We start from the raw sequence: 14,547 nt of genomic DNA on the forward strand, positions 1-14,547 counted from the left end.
GCAGATCACTCGCCGCATGGCGGTTCGCCCGGCAGCACCGGCGGGTGCTGGGTGAGGTCACGGGACAGCGCCTCGCCGGCATCGCGCTGCACCGCCGTCAACTGCTCGGCCAGTTTGTCCCGCAGCCCGACCACCTCGGCATCGCCCTCGCTGGCCGCCAGATTGAGCCAGGCGTAGGCCTGCACCTTATCCTTGGGCAGACCGTAACCCACCACCTGCAGGGCACCGAGCCGCGCCTGCGCCTCGCTGCTGCCCTGCTGCGCCGCGTGCAGCCAGCACTGCGCGGCGCGGCGGTAACGGGCATTGTCGTAATAGCGCTGGGCCAGGCTCACCGCCGCCGGACGCGAACCCTGGCGCACCGCGGCCCGCAGCCAGCGCTCACCGTGCTGACCAGTAAGCAGCTCGCCCAGACGAAACTGCGCATCCACCTGCCCGGCAATCGCCGCCTGCTCCAGCAGGTACAGACCCTGCTCGCGATCACCACCCTCCAGCGCCTTGAGTCCGCCGAGGTAGTCATCGGTGGCCGAAGCCTGCAACTGGGTACCGAACAGCAGGCCCGCCAAGAGCAGGCCGCCACGGGAAAACGCTGACGTCACTGCTGCAGTTCCTGCTCGCTGAACAGGCCGTCAAACAGCATGCTGGACAGGTAGCGTTCGCCCGAATCCGGCAGGATCACCACAATGGTCTTGCCCTGCATCGCAGGCTCAGCAGCCAGCTTCAGCGCCGCCGCCATGGCCGCACCGCAGGAGATGCCGCAGAGGATGCCCTCTTCCTGCATCAGGCGCAGAGCAGTCGCCTTGGACTCGTCGTCAGTCACCTGTACCACGCGATCGACGATCGACAGGTCGAGGTTCTTTGGCACAAAGCCGGCGCCAATGCCCTGAATCTTGTGCGGGCTGGGCTTGACCTCATCGCCAGCCAGGGTCTGGCTGATCACCGGCGAGCCGACCGGTTCCACCGCCACCGAGGTAATGGCTTTGCCCATCACGTTCTTGATATAGCGGGAAACGCCGGTAATGGTGCCGCCAGTGCCGACCCCGGCCACCAGTACGTCGATGGCGCCGTCGGTGTCGTTCCAGATTTCCGGACCGGTGGTCTTCTCGTGAATCGCCGGGTTGGCCGGGTTTTCGAACTGCTGCGGCATGAAGTACTGCGCCGGGTCGCTGGCGAGGATTTCCTCGGCCTTGGCAATCGCGCCCTTCATGCCCTTGGCCGGTTCGGTCAGCACCAGCTCGGCGCCCAGCGCCTTGAGCACCTTGCGCCGCTCCAGACTCATGGAGGCCGGCATGGTCAGTACCAGCTTGTAGCCTTTGGCAGCTGCCACGAAGGCCAGGCCGATACCGGTGTTGCCGGAAGTCGGCTCGACGATGGTCATGCCCGGCTTGAGCGCGCCACGCTGCTCAGCATCCCAGATCAGGTTGGCGCCGATCCGGCATTTGACCGAGTAGCCCGGGTTGCGGCCTTCGATCTTGGCCAGAATGGTCACGCCCTGCGGGCCCAGACGGTTGATGCGCACCAGCGGGGTGTTGCCGATGGACTCGGCGTTGTTGGCAAAAATGCGGCTCATGGCGAGTTCCTTGCGAAAGGCCGGAAAAGACCACAAGCCTAAGTCCCGTGCCGATTCGAGTCCAGCCGGCAAACGCAAGTTGGGTGACCCGCCATTCAGTGACTGAATGGCCCGTCTGCGTTCACAGCCACCTTGCCCGCGCGTTATAGTCGGCTTTTCCAATACTGTACCGGCCGGTTTCCTTGCCGGCCTTACCGTCCGAGGTTTCCCATGAAGTTCGAAGGCACTCAGTCCTACGTCGCCACCGATGACCTGAAGCTCGCGGTCAACGCCGCCATCACCCTGCAGCGCCCGCTGCTGGTCAAGGGCGAGCCGGGTACCGGCAAGACCATGCTGGCCGAGCAACTGGCCGACGCCTTCGGTGCCCGCCTGATCACCTGGCACATCAAATCCACCACCAAGGCGCACCAGGGTCTGTACGAGTACGACGCGGTCAGCCGTCTGCGCGACTCGCAGCTGGACTCGGACAAGGTCCACGACGTCAAGAACTACATCAAGAAAGGCAAGCTGTGGGAGGCCTTCGAGTCCGAAGAGCGGGTCATCCTGCTGATCGACGAAATCGACAAGGCCGACATCGAGTTCCCCAACGACCTGTTGCAGGAACTCGACAAGATGGAGTTCTACGTTTACGAGACCAACGAAACCATCAAGGCCAAGCAGCGCCCGATCATCATCATCACCTCGAACAACGAGAAGGAACTGCCGGACGCCTTCCTGCGCCGCTGCTTCTTCCACTACATCGCCTTCCCCGACCGCGACACCCTGCAGAAAATCGTCGACGTGCACTACCCGGGCATCAGCGGCAGCCTGGTTGCCGAAGCGCTGGACGTGTTCTTCGACGTGCGCAAGGTGCCGGGCCTGAAGAAGAAGCCGTCCACCAGCGAGCTGGTCGACTGGCTGAAGCTGCTGATGGCCGACAACATCGGCGAAGCCGTGCTGCGCGAACGTGATCCGACCAAGGCCATCCCGCCGCTGGCCGGTGCTCTGGTGAAGAACGAGCAGGATGTGATGCTTCTCGAACGCCTGGCCTTCATGGCCCGCCGCGCCGGTCGCTAAACCAGGCCGGCTGCGCGTCGGCCAGGCTGCGTTGAGAGCGGGCTCGGAATGCTCATTTACATCAGTAAACTGCGCTTCCTCGCCCACTCCCGCCTTGCCTGGCTCTAGCTCGCTCGCCCCTCCCACCGTGCGAGCAATCGAGTCACAGATTTAACCGAGGGCACGTCCATGCTGCTCAACCTGTTCAATGAAATGCGCGCGGCCAAGGTGCCCGTGTCGGTGCGCGAGCTGCTCGACCTGATCAACGCGTTGAAGCACAACGTGGTGTTCGCCGATATGGACGAGTTCTACTACCTCGCCCGGGCGATCCTGGTGAAGGACGAGCGTCACTTCGACAAGTTCGACCGTGCCTTCGGTGCCTACTTCAAAGGCCTGGAGAACCTCAACGAGCACCTGGAAGCGCTGATTCCCGAGGAATGGCTGCGCAAGGAATTCGAGCGTCTTCTGAGCGATGAGGAACGCGCACAGATCCAGTCCCTCGGTGGCCTGGACAAGCTGATCGAAGAGTTCAAGAAGCGCCTGGAAGAACAGAAGGAGCGCCACGAAGGCGGCAACAAGTGGATCGGCACCGGCGGCACCAGCCCCTTCGGCTCCGGCGGCTACAACCCCGAGGGCATCCGCGTCGGCGATGCCGGCAAGCGCCAGGGCAAAGCCGCCAAGGTGTGGGACCAGCGCGAGTACAAGAACCTCGACGACCAGGTCGAGCTGGGCACGCGCAACATCAAGGTGGCCTTGCGCCGCCTGCGCAAGTTCGCCCGCGAGGGCGCCGCGGAAGAGTTCGACCTCGGCGGCACCATCGACCACACCGCCAAGGACGGCGGCCTGCTGAATATCCAGATGCGTCCGGAGCGGCGCAACACGGTGAAGCTGCTGATCCTGTTCGACATCGGCGGCTCGATGGACGCCCACGTCAAGGTCTGCGAGGAACTGTTCTCGGCGTGCAAGACCGAGTTCAAGCACCTGGAGTACTTCTACTTCCACAACTTCATCTACGAAAGCGTGTGGAAGAACAACCTGCGCCGCACCAGCGAGCGTTACCCTACCCATGACCTGCTGCACAAGTACGGTCCGGACTGGAAGGTCGTGTTCGTCGGCGACGCCGCCATGGCGCCCTACGAGATCACCCAGGCCGGCGGCAGCGTGGAGCACTGGAACGAGGAAGCCGGCTACGTCTGGATGAAACGCTTCATGGAGAAATACAAGAAGCTCATCTGGATCAACCCCTACCCCAAGAGCAGCTGGGACTACACCGCCTCCACCGGGCTGGTGCGCGAGCTGATCAACGACCAGATGCACCCGCTGACGCTGCAGGGGCTGGAAGAAGGCATGCGTTTTCTCTCCAAATAAGCCCTGGGCAGTAACAGCCGAGGCCGCCTGTTCAGGCGGCCTCTTCATTGGGCGGGATACGCCCGACCAACAGAAACACAGCTTGTAAAACACCCGCTGCCCGCCTGCGCGACAACCGCAGGTATGCTTTGGTTCCCCTGGTTTGCAAAAGAATCCAATGTCAGCCCTGTCGGAACCTCCCAGTTGCTGCTTTCCCCACAAGGAAAGCCCGTGCAACTCACAACCTCTTCAGTCAGACTCCCCGCGGTCTCTTAGCGACCTGCTGGCGCAGCTTCTGATCCCGCTGGATCATTTCCCACGACTCGATCTCGACAGCAGCCGTGGCGCCATGCGCGCGACCGTGATGCACAGCGCTCCCGGTTACCTGCTGGTTTTCAGCAGCGCCGAAGAAGCCTTCCCGCTGGGCTATGTTCAGAGAGCAGCACTGGCCATCGAGCTGCTGACCGGCAATCGCGCCGACGTGCACCGCCTCGTCACCCTGACGCCCTGCCTGCCGGTATCCATCAGCCTCGACGAAGCATTGCGCCAGCTCAACCGCAAGCAGGCCGAGCTGGGCATACTCTGTGATCAGCAGGGAACTCCCCTGGGCGCCTGCACACGCGAATGCCTGCAGCAACTGGCGTCTGCCCAGCAGCTATCCTGCTGAGCGCCCGGACAAGACCTCGAATACCGAATCAATGAATAGACAGTGCGCGGAAGCCGCACTGGGAGAACTACGATGGAATTTTTTGCCCTGGCCTTGCTGATCGTCCTCAATGGCCTGTTCGCCATGTCGGAGATCGCGCTGGTCGCCGCCAGAAAAGCCCGGCTGATGAAGCTCGCGGCCGATGGCGACTCATCGGCCGCCGTGGCTCTGAAACTTGGCGAAGACCCGACCAAGTTTCTCTCGACCATCCAGATCGGCATCACCTCCATCGGCATACTCAACGGTATCGTCGGTGAGGCCGTGCTGGCTGCGCCTCTGGCGGAATGGCTGAAATCGCTTGGTGTCGACAGCGCCACGGCCAGCATCGGTGCTACCGCCGGCGTGGTGATCGTGATCACCTATGTTTCCATCGTGATCGGCGAATTGGTGCCCAAGCGCATCGGCCAGCTCAACCCGGAAGCCATCGCCCGCCTGGTTGCCCGGCCGATGGTGACCCTGTCCTTCCTGACCCGCCCGTTCGTGCTGCTGCTGTCCTGGTCGACCCACACCATTCTGCGCATCATGGGTGTGCGTATGGTCAACAACTCCGGCGTCACCGAGGAAGAAATCCACGCCATGCTCGAAGAAGGCTCGGAGTCCGGCGTCATCGAACAGCACCAGCACGAGATGGTGCGCAACGTGTTCCGTCTGGACGACCGCCAGCTCGGTTCGCTGATGATCCCGCGCTCGGATCTGGTCTACATCGATGTGCGCAAGCCGGCGCAAGAGAACATCCAGCTGATGATCGAATCGGAGCACTCGCGCTTCCCGGTGTGTGACGGCGGCCTGGACAACCTGCTGGGTGTAGTCCATGCCAAACAGGCCTTTGCCTGCCTGGCCAAAGGTGAACAACCTGACTTCACCGCCCAGCTGCATCACTGCGTCTACGTGCCGGAAACCCTCACCGGCATGGAGTTGCTTGAGCAGTTCCGCGCCAGCGGCATGCAGATGGCCTTCGTCATCGACGAGTACGGCGAGCTGGAGGGTATCGTCACCCTGCAGGACGTGCTGGAAGCCGTCACCGGTGAGTTCACCCCCAACAATGCCGATGACGCCTGGGCCGTGCAGCGACACGACGGTTCCTGGCTGCTGGACGGCGCCATCCCCATTCCGGAGATGAAGGATCGCCTGACGCTCAAAAGCGTTCCCGAAGAAGACAAGGGCCGCTTTCACACCGTGTCCGGCATGATCATGCTGCTGCTGGGCCGCGTACCGGCCACCAGCGACCGGGTTCAGTGGGATGGCTGGATGTTCGAAGTGGTCGACATGGACGGCAAGCGCATCGACAAGGTGCTGGCAACCCCGGTGGAAACAACCGAAGACGATGAAGACAACAGCTTGCCCTGGACCGATACGGAAAACCGCAATCCCGGCAAACAACGATAACCCTCTCGGGTATTAGCAGGCGGGCGTCCGGTTACTCTCAGCCGCGCTCGACCATCAGCGGCTGGGCATCGGCAGGGTGCTGGCCGCGGCGCTGGTTGCGGTCATCCCGCGGCGTGACGCCGAAGAAGTTGCGGTAGGCACTGGAGAAGTGCGGGCCGGATGAAAAACCACACGACAGTCCGATCTGGATGATCGACTTGCTGGTCTGCATCAGCATCTGCCGCGCACGGTTCAGGCGCAGCTCCAGGTAGTACTGGCTGGGTACGCGGTTGAGGTACTGCTTGAAGATGCGTTCCAGCTGGCGGCGCGACACACAGACATGCTGGGAAATCTCGTCGGTGGTCAGCGGCTCTTCGATGTTGGCTTCCATCAGCAGCACGGCCTGGGTCAGCTTGGGATGGCTGGAGCCCAGACGGTTCTGCAGTGGAATGCGCTGGCGCTCGCCGCCTTCGCGAATACGCTCGACCACCAGTTCCTCGCTGACCGCACCGGCCAGTTCGGCGCCGTGATCACGGCTGAGCACCGCCAGCAGCAGGTCGACCACGGTCATGCCGCCACAGGCCGTCAGGCGGTCACGGTCCCAGTCGAACAGATGGTTGGTGGCAATGGCCTTGGGGTAACGCTCGGCGAACTCGTCCAGCCAGCGCCAGTGCACAGCGGCACGATAGCCATCGAGCAGGCCCAGCTGGGCCAGGGGAAACACACCGGCGGCAAAAGCCCCCAGTACGCAGCCACTACGCGCGGCCTGTTTGAGAGCACTCTGCAACGCCGGCGGCATATTCGCCGGAGGTTCGTCGGCGAACAGAAACAGACGCTCCGTCTGTTCCAGCGTACCGTTCCAGAGCTCCCCCGGCAGACGCCAGCCATGGCTCTCGGCAAAAGGCTCGGCATGCAGCAGCTGCAGCTCGTAATGGGCATCGGCATGCACGCGGCGTGCAACCCGCAGCACCTCCTCCGCCAGCGCCAGTGTCATGGGGCGCACGGAGGGCCAAAGCAGAAAGGTGATGCGCTGCGGGATCGTCATGGTGTGCAAGTCTAGACGCTTATTTCAGGCTGCCGGAAAGGAACTGTTTCAGACGTTCAGACTGCGGATTGGCCAGCACTTCCTTCGGACAGCCGGTTTCCTCCACCAGCCCCTTGTGCAGGAATACCAGCTGGTTGGACACCTCACGGGCAAAGCCCATTTCGTGGGTCACCACCACCATGGTGCGGCCTTCCTGCGCCAGGTCCTGCATGACCTTGAGCACCTCGCCGACCAGCTCGGGGTCGAGAGCCGAGGTCGGCTCGTCGAACAGCATGACTTCCGGCTCCATGGCCAGCGCGCGGGCAATGGCCACGCGCTGCTGCTCGCCACCGGACATATGCCCCGGATAGGCATCCTTGCGGTGCGCCACACCGACCTTGGCCAGGTAGTGTTCAGCCTTGTCGCGGGCCTCGGCCTTGCTCACGCCGAGCACATGCACGGGCGCTTCCATGACGTTGTCCAGCGCGCTCATGTGCGACCACAGGTTGAAGTGCTGAAACACCATCGACAGGCGCGAGCGCATGCGCTGCAGCTGCTTGGCATCCACGGCCTTGAGCGCACCATCCTTGCCGGGCTTGAGCTTGAGCTCCTCGCCATTGAGCAGAATCCTGCCCGAATGCGGCTGCTCCAGCAGGTTGATGCAGCGCAGGAAGGTACTCTTGCCCGAGCCGCTGGAGCCGATGATGCTGATCACATCGCCCGCCTTGGCCGCCAGGGACACGCCCTTTAGCACTTCATTGCTGCCGTAGCGCTTGTGCAGATCCTGAACTTCGAGTTTGTACATGGTTTTGACTCTCTGGAAGCGAATCAGTCGCTGAGCAAGCGACCCTGACGAATGGGAGTAGCGCCGGCGACCTTGACCAGCCACAGCCCCGGCTGGGCGAAGCGCAGGCGTTCGCGGGCATAGACAATGCCAGCAGTCTCGGCGCGGACGATGCTGTGGCGGTCATCCAGCGGATCTATCACCTCGAACAGCGGATCGCCCACAGCCACCCGCGCGCCAACCGGCTGCAGGTAACCGACCACCCCGGCATGGGGCGCAAGGGCATACTGGGCGCCGTCGAAAGGCGTGGCCGGGCAGCACTCGGCTGGGGCCTCGGGCCAGGCTCCATCGATCAGCCCGCGCTCGGCGAGGAAGGCCAGAATGGCTTCGGCCTGGGCGGTGCAGCGTTCGGCGCCGGTGTCGAGCATGCCGCCCAGTTCCACGGTGGCAGCCAGGCAGGCCAGCGGCAACTGAGGATAACGCGGGGCCAGACGCAACCAGGGGGTTGAGCAGGCCTCGTCGAACGAGCTGCCGCCGGCATCCTCGGCCATCAGCAGAGCACCGGCGCCAAGACGCGCAGCCAGCGGCTTCAGGGCCTCGGCCTGTTGCGGCAGGGCATACAGGTGCACGCAGGCCTCGAAGTCGCAGTGCAGGTCGAGCACCAGATCAGCGTCGCAGGCATGGCGCAGCAGCAGACGCTGCAGCCCCTGCAACTCGGACCCCGCCGACGGCAGGTTATCGAGCGCCTGGCGCATGGCCTGACGAACCCGCGCCACGTTCTGCTCGGCGTCATCGTCCAGACGACCGACCAGTGCCTCACCGATCAGCACGTCCAGCGCCGGAAAATCGCGGTTGAAGTTGCGGCCACTGCCCAGCTCGAAGCGACCCTGATGGGTGGCCTGAAACATCTGGCCCAGCCCGATGGGGTTGGCCACTGGCACCAGTTCGATCACGCCGCGCAGCCGGCCTTCGGCTTCCAGCTCGCGCAGGCGGCGCTTGAGCTCCACCGCCACACGCATGCCCGGCAGCTCGTCGGCATGCAGACTGGCCTGGATGTAGGCCTTGCGGCTGCCGGCGCCGAAGCGCAGCACGGTGAGGCTGCGCTGGGTACCCGGCATGCCCCAGGGCAACGGATGGTCGATACGCTGCATGGCCGCCTCAGTGCTTGCGCGGGGCCAGATAGGCCAGCCAGCGGTGCTCGGCCAGCTTGAACAGGCGCACCAGCACGAAGGTCAGCGCCAGGTAGAACAGGCCGGCGGTTACGAAGGCTTCGAACGGCATGTAGTACTGCGAGTTGACCGTGCGCGCCGCACCGGTGATGTCGATCAGCGTCACCATCGAGGCCAGACTGGTGGTGTGCAGCATCATGATCACCTCGTTGCTGTACTGCGGCAGTGCCCGGCGCAGTGCCGAGGGCAGCAGGATGCGGCGGTAGAAGGTGAAGCGCGACATACCCATGGCCTTGGCCGCCTCGATCTCGCCATGGGGCGTGGCCTTGAGGCTGCCGGCCAGAATCTCCGCCGAATAGGCGCTGGTGTTGATGGCGAACGCCAGGCAGGCGCAGAAGGTGGCGTTGGACAGCCAGGGCCACAGGGCGCTGGCACGGACCGCCTCGAACTGGGCCAGGCCGTAGTAGATCAAAAACAGCTGCACCATCATCGGCGTACCGCGGATGACATAGGTGTAGAGCCAGGCCGGGAAATTGACCGCCGCCTGTTTGGAGATGCGCATCAGTGCCAGCGGCACGGCCAGCGCCAGACCGAAGAACAGCGAGATGGCCAACAGTTTGAGGGTTACCAGCACACCACCGAAGTACAGCGGCAGGCTGTCCCACACCACGTTGTAGTCAAAGATCATGGCGTTACCCTCAGATTTCAGCGGTCTTCACGCCGACCGAATAGCGTTTCTCGACGAAACGCAGGGCCAGCAGCGAAACACTGGTGATCAGCAGGTAGATGCCGGCCACCGCCAGGTAGAAGGTGAACGGCTGGTGGGTGGCGTCGGCCGCATTCTTGGCCTTGAACATCATGTCCTGCAGGCCGACCACCGAGATCAGCGCGGTGGCCTTGGTCAGCACCAGCCAGTTGTTGGTGAAGCCGGGAATGGCCAGGCGGATCATCTGCGGCACCAGGATGCGGAAGAACACCTGCAGGCCACTGAAGCCATAGGCCAGACCGGCCTCGGCCTGTCCCTTGGGGATGGCCATGAAGGCACCGCGGAAGGTTTCCGACAGGTAGGCGCCGTAGATGAAGCCGAGGGTACCGACACCGGCGATGAACGGGTCGATGTCGATGTAGTCGTCGTGTCCCAGCATCGGGGCGATGCGGTTCACCATGTCCTGGCCGCCGTAGAAGATCAGCAGGATCAGGACCAGATCGGGAATGCCGCGGATGACCGTGGCATAGGCCTCGCCCATGCCGGACAGCCAGCGCAGCGGCGAGAGGCGGAAGGCCGCGCCGAGCAGGCCGAGACCGACGGCCACGGCCATCGAGCTCAGTGCCAGCTGCAGGGTCAGCCAGGTGCCATCGAGTATGGTGGCGCCGTAACCATTGAGCATGATCAGACTTCCTCATGCAGAGCGCGGATCGCGCCGCCAGGGGAGATCGGGCCGCTGAGAGGGGATCACCCGCACAGCGGAGCAGCGTTGCGGGGCCGCTCAGGCGGCCCCGGCGGCATTATTCGCCGTAGACGTTGAACTTGAAGTACTTGTCCTGAATGGCTTGGTACTTGCCGTTGGCACGGATGGCGGCGATGGCGGCGTTGAATTTCTCCGCGGTGGCCTTGTCACCCTTGCGCACAGCAATACCTGCGCCGTTGCCGAAGTACTTCTCGTCATTGAAGTCAGGCCCTACCAGAACGAAGCCCTTGCCGGCATCGGTCTTGAGGAAGCCGTCGTCGATGTTGACCACGTCGGCCAGGGTGGCGTCCACACGGCCAGCCGCCAGATCCAGGAAAGCTTCGTTCTGCGAGCTGTAACGAACGATCTCGATACCGGCAGGCGCAAACTTGTCGGTGGCATAGCGGTCGTAGGTCGAGGCGCGCTGCACCGCTACTTTCTTGCCCTTCAGATCAACAAGCGGATCATTGACGGTCGAACCAGCCTTCATCGCCAGCTTGCCGGGGGTGTGGTAGTACTTGTCGGTGAAGTCCACAGACTTCAGACGGTCTTCGGTGATGCTCATGGACGACAGCACGGCGTCAAACTTGCGTACCTTGAGCGCCGGGATCAGGCCATCGAACTCCTGTTCGATCCACTGGCACTTGACCTTCATCTCCTCGCACAGGGCATTGCCGATGTCGTAGTCGAAGCCGGTGATGGCGCCTTCCGGGGTCTTCATGGCGAAGGGGGGATAGGCGGCTTCAATGCCAATGCGCAGAGGCTTGTCGTCGGCCTGAGCCAGAGGGGCCAGCAGGGCCATGGTCAGTGCGCCGAGCAGTGCAATCTTTTTCATCTTGTGACTCCCGAGATAGGAATGAGCGATTGGCAGTTGAAGCGTTTTCGTCATCTGGCCAGTGTAGAAAGTATCGTGAGCCCTGCCTGCGCAAGACGCAGGCTTAAGCCGCCAGGACGGTGCTCGGCATTCTAGCGACGGTGCAAAGGGGGTTATTTCCTGGATGCGACAACTAATTACAGAAGGCAGGTGAGGCGCGGGATGAGCCCTTGACAGGGCAGGCAAAAAATGACCGAGCAGACAGCTTTTAAAACCTGTAATTCATTCAATTCCCAGGCCAACTTAATCCGACTGACGGTAATGCCTGATATAGAGCGGTTGCACAATACGCATCCTGCCTCACAACCGTAGAATGCTGGGTGCCTATGCCCCATCCGAGAGCCTGACGTTACCCGCTGCACTGTTACCTGCCCTACACAATGAACAAGGCCCGCACAGCGATTGCCAGGCGGGCCTTGCTCACGCCCCGGCTTGTGGCTGGGGCGTTGCGGTCTGAAGAGGCTTATGCCGCCTGCATGCCGCGATGGGTGTCGATCAGGTGTTGCACCACACTGGGGTCGGCCAGGGTGGAGATGTCGCCGAGAGAATCGTATTCGGCGACGGCGATCTTGCGCAGGATGCGGCGCATGATCTTGCCCGAGCGGGTCTTCGGCAATCCCGGAGCCCACTGGATGACATCGGGCGAGGCGATCGGGCCGATCTCCTTGCGTACCCAGTTGCGCAGTTCCTGACGCAGCGCTTCGCTGGGCTCTTCGCCGCTGTTCAGGGTGACGTACACATAAATGCCCTGCCCCTTGATGTCGTGCGGCATGCCGACCACGGCTGCCTCAGCGACTTTCGGGTGAGCGACCATGGCGCTTTCAATCTCGGCGGTGCCCATGCGGTGGCCGGAGACGTTCAGAACGTCATCCACTCGACCGGTAATCCAGTAGTAGCCGTCCTCGTCGCGACGGGCGCCGTCACCGGTGAAGTACATGCCCTTGAAGGTCTTGAAGTAGGTGTCGACGTAGCGGTCGTGGTCGCCGTACAGGGTACGGGCCTGACCCGGCCAGGAGTCGATGATCACCAGATTGCCCTCGGTGGCGCCGTCCAGCAGGTTGCCCAGGTTGTCCACCAGCGCCGGCTGCACACCGAAGAACGGACGGGTGGCCGAGCCCGGCTTGAGCGCGGTGGCACCCGGCAGCGGGCTGATCAGGATGCCGCCGGTTTCGGTCTGCCACCAGGTGTCGACGATCGGGCAGCGGCCCTGACCCACGGCATCGTAATACCAGTGCCAGGCTTCCGGGTTGATCGGCTCACCCACCGAACCGAGCAGACGCAGGCTGGAGCCGTCGGCACCATCCACCGCCGCGCGGCCTTCGGCCATCATGGCGCGGATTGCGGTCGGCGCGGTGTAGAGGATGTTGACCTTGTGCTTGTCGATGATCTTCTGCACACGGGTCACGTCCGGGTAGTTCGGCACGCCCTCGAACAGCAGCGTAGTGGCGCCATTGGTCAGCGGGCCGTAGACGATGTAGCTGTGACCGGTGACCCAGCCCACGTCGGCGGTGCACCAGTAGACCTCGCCCGGCTTGTAGTCGAACACGTATTCGTGGGTCATCGAGGCGTATACCAGGTAGCCGCCGGTGGTGTGCAGCACACCCTTGGGCTTGCCGGTGGAGCCGGAGGTATAGAGGATGAACATCGGCTCTTCGGCGCCCATCTCTTTCGGTGCGCAGGAGCTTGACGCAACCTTCATCAGGTCCTCGTACCAGACATCGCGGTGGCCGTGCCATTTGATGTCGCCACCAGTGCGTTTGACCACCACGATCTTCTGCACGCTGGAGGTTTCGGGATTGGTCAGCGCATCGTCGACGTTGGCCTTGAGCGGAGTCTTCTTGCCGCCGCGCACGCCTTCATCCGCGGTGATGACGATCTTCGACTTGCAGTCGATGATGCGTCCGGCCAGCGCCTCCGGCGAGAAGCCGCCAAACACCACCGAGTGGATGGCGCCGATGCGGGTACAGGCGAGCATGGCCACCACGGCTTCCGGGATCATCGGCATGTAGATGGTCACAACGTCGCCGCGGTGCACGTCCTGGCCGCGCAGGGCGTTGGCGAACTTGCACACCTGCTCGTGCAGCTGACGGTAGGTGATTTCCTGATGCTCGGACGGATCGTCGCCTTCCCAGAGGATGGCGATCTGATCACCGCGGGTTTCCAGATGACGGTCCAGGCAGTTGGCCGAGACGTTCAGGGTGCCGTCGGCGAACCACTTGATATCGACATGGTGATCGTCGAAGGAGGTCTGCTTGACCTTGGTGAACGGCTGAATCCAGTCGAGGCGCTTGGCCTGCTCGCGCCAGAAGCCATCCGGATTGATGATCGACTGCTGGTACATCGCCTTGTAGCGGGCATCATCCACCAGGGACTGGGCCGCCACTTCCGGGCGAACAGGATAGAGGTTGGCAGAGCTCATGGTGGTGTCCTCAAAAGCGGTTATTGGGTCTGTGTCGACTTTGTACCGCTCGCCTCCCTCTCCCAGCCATTCGACCATGGTCTTACCGCAACAGCAGCCTGATCCCGCCTGTAACCCCCAATTTTGAGGCGCTGCGCAAAAAAAATGGCGGCCACATTGGCCGCCAACTCGGGTGCCTCGGGGGAAGCACCGCAATCACACGCGTCTTGGGGTAACACATCTCTCGGTAATCAGTATTAGCAGGCCCGGCCAAAGGTGCCATTCGACCAAGGTCGCGTCCGACCGGAGGCCTTTGCCGGCCGACCAGCGAGTGATCAGAAATCCACCCGCCCGCGTCCGGCCTTGATTGCGCCGCGCTTCTGCTTGCCATCCAGACGCCGCTGCTGCGAACCACGGGTGGGTTTGGTCGGGCGCCGGGGTTTGTCGCTACGACCGGCCGCTTGCAGCAGTTCCTGCAATCGCTGCAGGGCATCGGCGCGGTTTTGCAGCTGGGTGCGGTATTGCTGGGCCTTGATGATCACCACGCCCTCAGCGGTGATGCGCGCATCACGCAGCTCCAGCAGACGCTGCTTGTAGAACGGCGGCAACGACGAGGCCTGGCTGTCGAAGCGCAGGTGCATGGCGCTGGACAGCTTGTTGACGTTCTGCCCGCCAGCGCCCTGAGCGCGGATGGCGGTCAGCTCGATTTCATCGAGCTGCAGACGCACGGAACGGGAGATCTCCAGCATGGGCCAATACTCGCAAAACTAGGCAGCTAGATTACTTGCAGCGGCAAGAGCAGGACAGCTTCCCAGAATCGACTAGTCTTG

The 14,547-nt window shown here is 63.0% G+C and carries 14 protein-coding genes; 4 read left to right on the top strand and 10 right to left on the bottom strand.

All coding sequences use genetic code 11. The annotated features are described in order from the left end of the window. Window positions 1–5: 5 nt before the first annotated feature. Together CK486_RS05320 and cysK are read right to left on the bottom strand one after the other, a co-directional pair. Complete coding sequence (locus CK486_RS05320; protein ID WP_095939245.1) at window positions 6–596, bottom strand: tetratricopeptide repeat protein; 591 nt, start codon at window positions 594–596, stop codon at window positions 6–8. Next, window positions 593–1,567 (bottom strand): cysteine synthase A, encoded by a 975-nt coding sequence (cysK, locus tag CK486_RS05325; RefSeq protein WP_095939246.1) that lies wholly within the window; start codon window positions 1,565–1,567, stop codon window positions 593–595. Before cysK ends, CK486_RS05320 begins: the two co-directional genes overlap by 4 nt. 210 nt (window positions 1,568–1,777) lie before the next feature. Here cysK and CK486_RS05330 point away from each other — a divergent pair, with 210 nt between their 5' ends. The 4 genes from CK486_RS05330 (at window position 1,778) to CK486_RS05345 (ending at window position 6,041) form a co-directional block, all read left to right on the top strand. Beyond that, complete coding sequence (locus CK486_RS05330; protein ID WP_095939247.1) at window positions 1,778–2,623, top strand: MoxR family ATPase; 846 nt, start codon at window positions 1,778–1,780, stop codon at window positions 2,621–2,623. A gap of 168 nt (window positions 2,624–2,791) precedes the next feature. Beyond that, window positions 2,792–3,970 carry a VWA domain-containing protein gene (locus CK486_RS05335; RefSeq protein ID WP_095939248.1) on the top strand — a complete coding sequence of 393 codons (1,179 nt, stop codon included), beginning with the start codon at window positions 2,792–2,794 and terminating at the stop codon, window positions 3,968–3,970. A 328-nt stretch (window positions 3,971–4,298) separates the two neighbouring features. Next, on the top strand, window positions 4,299–4,616 hold the full coding sequence (locus tag CK486_RS05340) for a hypothetical protein (protein ID WP_095939249.1): 318 nt from the start codon (window positions 4,299–4,301) through the stop codon (window positions 4,614–4,616). Window positions 4,617–4,688: 72 nt separating this feature from the next. Continuing rightward, on the top strand, window positions 4,689–6,041 hold the full coding sequence (locus CK486_RS05345) for a hemolysin family protein (protein ID WP_095939250.1): 1,353 nt from the start codon (window positions 4,689–4,691) through the stop codon (window positions 6,039–6,041). A gap of 37 nt (window positions 6,042–6,078) precedes the next feature. On the opposite strand, the gene argR is transcribed toward CK486_RS05345, so the two are convergent. From argR to arfB, 8 genes are all read right to left on the bottom strand, one after another. After that, a complete protein-coding gene (argR, locus tag CK486_RS05350) occupies window positions 6,079–7,065 on the bottom strand; it encodes a transcriptional regulator ArgR (protein ID WP_095939251.1) in 987 nt (328 codons plus the stop codon). Window positions 7,066–7,084: 19 nt separating this feature from the next. Then, window positions 7,085–7,849: an ABC transporter ATP-binding protein gene (locus CK486_RS05355; RefSeq protein WP_095939252.1), complete on the bottom strand. Its 765-nt coding sequence runs from the start codon at window positions 7,847–7,849 to the stop codon at window positions 7,085–7,087. Between the two features lie 23 nt (window positions 7,850–7,872). Next, window positions 7,873–8,979, bottom strand: a complete 1,107-nt coding sequence (locus CK486_RS05360; protein WP_095939253.1) for a succinylglutamate desuccinylase/aspartoacylase family protein — start codon at window positions 8,977–8,979, stop codon at window positions 7,873–7,875. A 7-nt stretch (window positions 8,980–8,986) separates the two neighbouring features. Next, window positions 8,987–9,685, bottom strand: coding sequence for an ABC transporter permease (locus CK486_RS05365; RefSeq protein WP_095939254.1), 699 nt, complete (start codon window positions 9,683–9,685; stop codon window positions 8,987–8,989). Between the two features lie 10 nt (window positions 9,686–9,695). Beyond that, on the bottom strand, window positions 9,696–10,385 hold the full coding sequence (locus CK486_RS05370; RefSeq protein WP_095939255.1) for an ABC transporter permease: 690 nt from the start codon (window positions 10,383–10,385) through the stop codon (window positions 9,696–9,698). A 118-nt stretch (window positions 10,386–10,503) separates the two neighbouring features. Beyond that, on the bottom strand, window positions 10,504–11,280 hold the full coding sequence (locus CK486_RS05375) for an ABC transporter substrate-binding protein (protein WP_095939256.1): 777 nt from the start codon (window positions 11,278–11,280) through the stop codon (window positions 10,504–10,506). Between the two features lie 502 nt (window positions 11,281–11,782). Next, on the bottom strand, window positions 11,783–13,738 hold the full coding sequence (gene acs / locus CK486_RS05380; RefSeq protein ID WP_095939257.1) for an acetate--CoA ligase: 1,956 nt from the start codon (window positions 13,736–13,738) through the stop codon (window positions 11,783–11,785). A 314-nt stretch (window positions 13,739–14,052) separates the two neighbouring features. Then, window positions 14,053–14,466 carry an alternative ribosome rescue aminoacyl-tRNA hydrolase ArfB gene (gene arfB, locus CK486_RS05385; protein ID WP_095939258.1) on the bottom strand — a complete coding sequence of 138 codons (414 nt, stop codon included), beginning with the start codon at window positions 14,464–14,466 and terminating at the stop codon, window positions 14,053–14,055. Window positions 14,467–14,547: the final 81 nt, after the last annotated feature.

It is taken from the genome of Pseudomonas sp. HAR-UPW-AIA-41 (genome assembly GCF_002304225.1).
Lineage (GTDB): Bacteria > Pseudomonadota > Gammaproteobacteria > Pseudomonadales > Pseudomonadaceae > Aquipseudomonas.

What these genes read in the sequence shown, in the direction of transcription:
- cysK (WP_095939246.1), bottom strand. Translation starts at nt 1,567, where the DNA reads ATGAGCCGCATTTTTGCCAACAACGCCGAGTCCATCGGCAACACCCCG.
- CK486_RS05330 (WP_095939247.1), top strand. Translation starts at nt 1,778, where the DNA reads ATGAAGTTCGAAGGCACTCAGTCCTACGTCGCCACCGATGACCTGAAG.
- CK486_RS05335 (WP_095939248.1), top strand. Translation starts at nt 2,792, where the DNA reads ATGCTGCTCAACCTGTTCAATGAAATGCGCGCGGCCAAGGTGCCCGTG.
- CK486_RS05340 (WP_095939249.1), top strand. Translation starts at nt 4,299, where the DNA reads ATGCGCGCGACCGTGATGCACAGCGCTCCCGGTTACCTGCTGGTTTTC.
- CK486_RS05345 (WP_095939250.1), top strand. Translation starts at nt 4,689, where the DNA reads ATGGAATTTTTTGCCCTGGCCTTGCTGATCGTCCTCAATGGCCTGTTC.
- argR (WP_095939251.1), bottom strand. Translation starts at nt 7,065, where the DNA reads ATGACGATCCCGCAGCGCATCACCTTTCTGCTTTGGCCCTCCGTGCGC.
- CK486_RS05355 (WP_095939252.1), bottom strand. Translation starts at nt 7,849, where the DNA reads ATGTACAAACTCGAAGTTCAGGATCTGCACAAGCGCTACGGCAGCAAT.
- CK486_RS05360 (WP_095939253.1), bottom strand. Translation starts at nt 8,979, where the DNA reads ATGCAGCGTATCGACCATCCGTTGCCCTGGGGCATGCCGGGTACCCAG.
- CK486_RS05365 (WP_095939254.1), bottom strand. Translation starts at nt 9,685, where the DNA reads ATGATCTTTGACTACAACGTGGTGTGGGACAGCCTGCCGCTGTACTTC.
- CK486_RS05370 (WP_095939255.1), bottom strand. Translation starts at nt 10,385, where the DNA reads ATGCTCAATGGTTACGGCGCCACCATACTCGATGGCACCTGGCTGACC.
- CK486_RS05375 (WP_095939256.1), bottom strand. Translation starts at nt 11,280, where the DNA reads ATGAAAAAGATTGCACTGCTCGGCGCACTGACCATGGCCCTGCTGGCC.
- acs (WP_095939257.1), bottom strand. Translation starts at nt 13,738, where the DNA reads ATGAGCTCTGCCAACCTCTATCCTGTTCGCCCGGAAGTGGCGGCCCAG.
- arfB (WP_095939258.1), bottom strand. Translation starts at nt 14,466, where the DNA reads ATGCTGGAGATCTCCCGTTCCGTGCGTCTGCAGCTCGATGAAATCGAG.